This window comes from Candidatus Andeanibacterium sp. (genome assembly GCF_057143545.1).
In genome coordinates this window covers 1-5,598 of sequence record NZ_DBNHSF010000237.1, presented here as the reverse complement: position 1 = coordinate 5,598, position 5,598 = coordinate 1, and the positions used below count along the sequence as shown (strand labels likewise).

General features: G+C 66.6%; 3 protein-coding genes. 1 reads left to right on the top strand and 2 read right to left on the bottom strand.

Going from position 1 to position 5,598, the window contains the following annotated elements:
* The coding region (locus AC16XC_RS13690; RefSeq protein WP_484035218.1) for an error-prone DNA polymerase at nucleotides 1–2,427 on the bottom strand (2,427 nt) is incomplete at its 3' end.
* Nucleotides 2,428–2,574: 147 nt separating this feature from the next.
* Between AC16XC_RS13690 and AC16XC_RS13685 the strand changes: the two genes are divergently transcribed.
* Nucleotides 2,575–3,927, top strand: a complete 1,353-nt coding sequence (locus AC16XC_RS13685) for an MFS transporter (protein ID WP_484035220.1) — start codon at nucleotides 2,575–2,577, stop codon at nucleotides 3,925–3,927.
* On the opposite strand, the gene AC16XC_RS13680 is transcribed toward AC16XC_RS13685, so the two are convergent.
* Nucleotides 3,916–5,445, bottom strand: coding sequence for a DUF6504 family protein (locus tag AC16XC_RS13680; protein WP_484035219.1), 1,530 nt, complete (start codon nucleotides 5,443–5,445; stop codon nucleotides 3,916–3,918). The genes AC16XC_RS13685 and AC16XC_RS13680 overlap by 12 nt on opposite strands.
* Nucleotides 5,446–5,598: the final 153 nt, after the last annotated feature.

Genomic DNA, 5,598 nt, shown 5'->3' with positions numbered 1-5,598 from the left:
AAACGCCGCCGGATAGTGACACTTGATCCAGCTCGAGACGTAGACGAGCAGCGCAAAGCTCGCCGCATGGCTTTCGGGAAAGCCGTATTCGCCGAAGCCCTTGATCTGGTTGAAGCAGCGCGCGGCGAAATCGGGATCGTAACCGCGCTCGACCATCCGCCCGACCATCATGCCTTCGAGTTCCTGCAAATTCCCCCGGCTGCGGAAGGTCGCCATCGCCCTTCTCAGCCGATTGGCTTCGGCGGAGGAGAATTTCGCGGCATCGAGCGCGATCTTCATCGCCTGCTCCTGGAAGATCGGGACGCCCAGGGTCCGCCCGAGGATGCTCGACAATTCGTCGGGCGGGCCGTGCCGCGAATCGGGGGCCGGCAGCAGCACCTGTTCGTCGCCCCGGCGGCGGCGCAGATAGGGGTGGACCATGTCGCCCTGGATCGGGCCCGGGCGGACGATCGCGACCTCGATTACCAGGTCGTAGAAGCAGCGCGGCCGCAGCCGCGGGAGCATGTTCATCTGCGCCCGGCTTTCGACCTGGAACACGCCGAGCGAATCCGCCTTGCACAGCATGTCATACACGCGCGGAACCTCGCGCGGGACGCTGGCGAGGGTCAGATGCTTGCCGTGATGATCGCGCAGGAGGTCGAGCGCCTTCCTGATGCAGGTCAGCATGCCGAGCGCCAGCACATCGACCTTCAGGATCCCGAGCGCGTCGATATCGTCCTTGTCCCATTCGATGAAGCTGCGTTCAGGCATCGCGCCATTGCCGATCGGTACGGTCTCGGTCAGCGCCCCCTGGGTGAGGATGAAGCCGCCGACATGCTGCGACAGGTGCCGCGGCATGCCGATCATCTGGTCGGTCAGCGCCAGCACGCGCTTCAGATGCGGGTCGCTGAGATCGAGCCCGGTCTCCTCGACATGGGCCTCGCCGATCTCGCGCCCGTAGGAGCCCCACACGGTCCGCGCGAGCGCCCCGGTCACGTCTTCCGACAGGCCCATCGCCTTGCCCACTTCGCGGATCGCCATGCGCGGGCGGTAATGCACCACCGTGGCGCACAGGCCCGCGCGCTGCCGGCCGTATTTGGCGTAGATATGCTGGATCACTTCCTCGCGCCGCTCATGCTCGAAATCGACGTCGATATCGGGCGGCTCGTTGCGCTCCTCGGAAATGAAGCGGTCGAACAGCAGTGCGTGCTTCGCCGGATCGACCGAGGTGATCTCGAGGCAATAACAGACTGCGGAATTCGCGGCGGAGCCGCGCCCCTGGCAGAGGATCGGCGGGTCCTGCGCGCGCGCGAAATCGACGATCTCCTTGATCGTCAGGAAGTATCGCGCCAGCCTGAGCCTGCCGATCAATTCCAGTTCCTTTTCAAGCGTTTCCCGCACCTGGTGCGGCACGCCAGCAGGATAGCGGATATCCGCCCCCTGCCAGGTCAGGACCGTCAATTGCTGCTGCGGCGTGCGCCCTTCGGGATAGCTCTCTTCGGGATATTCGTAGCGCAATTCGTCGAGACTGAAATTGCAGCGATCGGCGACTGCGCGTGCTGCAGCGATCGCATGCGGCCAGCGAGTGAACAGGCGCAGCATTTCCTGCGGCGATTTGAGGTGCCGCTCGGCATTGGCGTGCAGCAGGTGCCCCGCCTTCGCCACCGTCGTCTTGTGGCGGATCGCCGTCATCACGTCCTGCAGCGGGCGGCGCTGGGGCGCATGATAATGCACATCGTTGGTCGCGAGGAGGCCGATCCCGTTCGCCCTTGCGAGCAGGTCGAGCTTGCCGATCCGCGCGACATCGTCGCCGCGATAGAGATAGCTCGCCGCCAGGTGCTTCAATGTCGGCAGGCCCGCGACAAGGTGCGGCAGGCAATCCGCCAGCCGCCCATGGACATCGCCCGCCACCGCATCGCCATCGAGCGTGACGACATTGCTCGCCCAGCCCGGCACGCTGAACCTTTCCTCCAGGTCCGCCGGGGGAAGCAGGATCAGCTGCACGTCATCCGCAAACTTGGCGAGCATCGGCAGCGAAATCTCGCACACGCCCTTGTCCTGCCATTCGCCGGTGAGCGTCTGCATCCGCCCTTCCGAAACCAGGCGACACAGGCGGCCATAACCGGCGCGGCTTGCGGGATAGGCGAGGAAGGCGAGCCCCTCGACCGTTTCGATCCGGCAGCCGATCACCGGGCGCAGCCTGAGCGCCTTGGCCTCGGTATGGATCCGCACCACCCCCGCCATCGAATTGGCATCGGCGATCCCCAATGCGTCGTAGCCGAGCGCGCGGGCCGTGCTGGCCAGCTCGACCGCGTCCGAGGCCCCGCGCAGGAAGGAAAAACAGCTTGCCAGCCCCAGTTCGACAAACGGCGCGCGTTCGGACGGCGCGATTCCCTCGGGATCGACACCGACATGCGGCCGTGGCGGAGTGAGCGAAGCTTCGGGCATGGGACCCGGCAGGGTATAATGTTCTATTTATGTTCTCAAGCTGGAACTGCCGTTCCAAATTCCAAGTGGACGCGCATCGACCCGCCTGACATGATCCGCAAGCGCCCGCCACAGAGCGGTCCGGCCCGGGAGAGAGCCTTGAAACAAATGCCCTTCAGCGCGGCGATTGCGAATGCTCCGCTGCGCAGCTTCCAGATCATGGTCGCGCTGTTCGGCCTTGCCCTGCTCGTCATGGACGGGGTCGACCTCCAATCCCTGCCGCTCGTCACTCCGCTGATCCTCGACGAATGGGGCATCACCCGCGAGGAGTTCGGTTGGGCGCTTGCCGCGACGCTGTTCGGCATGGGCTTCGGCTCCTTCCTCGGCGGCCTGCTGGGCGACCGGATCGGGCGGCTCAACGCGCTGTTCCTCGCTTCGCTGATCTTCGGCAGCAGCACGATCGTTGCCGGATACACCAACGCCGTGTGGGAAATGACCACGGTCCGTGCGCTCGGTGGGCTCGGCTTCGGCGCGGCCTATCCCAACGCGCTCGCACTGGTGAGCGATTGGGTCTCGGCCCGCCACCGCCCGCATGCCATCGCCTTCCTTTCCATCGGCATTCCGGTCGGCATTACGGTGAGCGCCGAAACGCTGCCCTTCCTGCTGCCCGATTTCGGCTGGAGGGGGGCGTTCGTGATCTTCGGCGTTGCGGCGATCGTGCTCGGCACGATCATGCGCCTGGTCCTGCGCGAACCGCCCGCCTTCCTGCTCGCCAAGGGCAAGGTCGTCGAAGCGCACAGGAGCGCGCACAAGGTGATCGATGCCGATATCGAGCTGCTGCCCGAGCCGCAGAGCGAGGCAGCGAAGGAATCCGGCAAGGAAATCGGCATCTTCCATGCGAGCAATGCGCGGCTCAACTGGGCGATGGTGATCAGCTTCTCGGCTACGACCACGCTGGTCTACGGCCTGCTCAACTGGACCAGCGAATTGCTGGTCACGGCGGGATTGACGCTCGAACAGGCGCTGCGGGCCGGCAGCTGGCAAGGCATCCTTTCGATGATCGGCGGTGTTTCCGCCGGCCTGACCGTGCGCACATTCGGTTCGCGCAAGGTCATCCTGGTGGGGGCGACGGCGATTACGACGACCATCGTCGCGCTTGCTGTCATGGTCGAGGGGCTCTCGGGTGCTCCGACGCCCGCCGAGGTGACCGGGATCGTGTTGCTCGAAGGGTTGGCCGTCGGCCTCGTCTCGATGATGATCACCGTGTTCTACGTCGTGATGGCCGAAGGCTATCCGCAGAGCTGCCGCTCGGGCGGGATCGGTTTCGTCATCACCTCGGGGCGGGTGTTCTCGATCGCGATGGTCTTCTATGGCGGGTCGCTGATCAGCCTGGGCGGGGAAGACAGCTTCATCTGGTATTTCGGCACGCTGGTGGCGATCTCGCTGCTGGTCTTCGCGGCGGCCTTCATCATCACCGAACATGTCGAACCCAAGCGGAAGGTGGAAGCCTCAGGCGAATAGTCCCTGCAGGAACCATTCGGGCGCTCCCCCCGATTTATCGTTACCCCGCCCATCGCCGATGATCCCGTGGCGATAGATCCAGTAGCGCCGACCTTCCCCGTCCTCGATCCGGTAGTAATCGCGCAGCCGCACACTCGAGCGTTCGCGCCACCATTCGGGCGCGATCCGCTCCGGCCCTTCGACCCGCGCGACTTCATGGACCTGGCCGCGCCAGCGGAACCGCCGCGGAAAACCATCGGGCGAAGCATAGAGCACCGCGATCGCCTCGGCCCGGTCGAGCAGTTTCAGGGGCCGGGCATGGAAAATCGTCTCCTCCCCTTCGGCTGAAGCCTGTTCGAGCGGTGGCCCCCAGGCCTGCGCCCGCTCGGGCAGGTGGCTCGCGAAAGGCACCGGGCGGCGCACCGCCTCCGGGCCGAGCCGTACCGAAAGCCGGTCGATACAGGCGGCCAGCGATGTCCCGTGCCGGTCGGCCGCGGCTTCGAAATCCTCCTGCGACAGGGCCAGTTTTTCGCACCAGGGCGCGGCGAGCCGGACCAGTTCGATCCCGAAGCCGGCATCGACATCGTCGAGCCTGGCCGCAAACAGCCGCGCGATATGCCTGGGGTCGCGCGCCGCGGCCGCCAGTTCGAGCCGGCGGATCGCGGCCTCGCCATCGACCCGCCACAGTCCGAGCTCGAGCCGCCGCGCCCCTTCCCCGCGCCCTTCGAGCAGCCGCGCCATGTCTTCGGCCAGGTCCGCCAGCACCCGGTCGAGCAATGGCCGGTGGCGGATCGGTTCGAGCAGGCGGCGCTGGACCAGGGGCGCTTCGAGCGCGAGCACCGGTAGCAGCGGTTCGGGTACGCGGCCGAGCAACTGGTCGAGCCGCACCAGCGGGTTAGCCGCGGGCGCACGACGGGTGCGGAACCGCCGCTGGAGCGCGTCGCGCCCGATTTCCGCGATATCGCCGATTCGCTTGAGACCGAGACGTCGCAGCACCAGCAGCACGTCCGGATCGAGCCTGAGTGCCGCGACGGGGAGGCTGGAAAGAGCGGCCGGTATAGCATTTTGCGTGAGCCCCCGCGCAGGCGGGGGCCTGTCTCCAGATGGCACGAGGTCCCCGCTTTCGCGGGGACTCACATCTGAATAAAGGATCGCCCGTTCCGGCCCGTAATGCGCCAGGCCCCAGGCCGCTCCGGCGGTCGGTGCGATCGCCAGCCGCACGGCCAGCCCCTGCCGCTCGACCAGCGCCTGGGCTTCCGCCAGCATCGCCTGCTCGCCGCCAAACAGATGCGCAACGGCGCTGCAATCGACCAACACCCCGTCGGGCGGGTCGACCGCGCTCCACGGGCCCCAGCGCTGCGCCCAGACGGCAAAACGTTCGAGGAAAGCGAGATCGCCGGCAGGGTCGGACGGATGGGTCGCCAGAGGCGGGCACATTCCCCGCGCATCGGCGAGCAGCATGTTTGCCCGCACCCCGTTGGCGAGCGCCGCCGCATTGGCGGCTTCGATCCGCGGGCCATGCGCGGTCTCGCCGATCAGGGCAAAAGGGGATGCATCAAAATCCCCTCCCCCTTGAGGGGGAGGCCGGGAGGGGGTGTGCCGCGAGAAGTGGCGTGGAGCCCCCTCCCCCGGCCCCTCCCCGTCGGGGAGGGGAGATTGTTGCCGCTTAGCGGTGGATTCTTTTTGCCGCCA

Bases quoted from the DNA above. Each gene is read 5' to 3' on its own strand.
- AC16XC_RS13685 (WP_484035220.1), top strand. From the start codon at position 2,575: ATGCCCTTCAGCGCGGCGATTGCGAATGCTCCGCTGCGCAGCTTCCAG.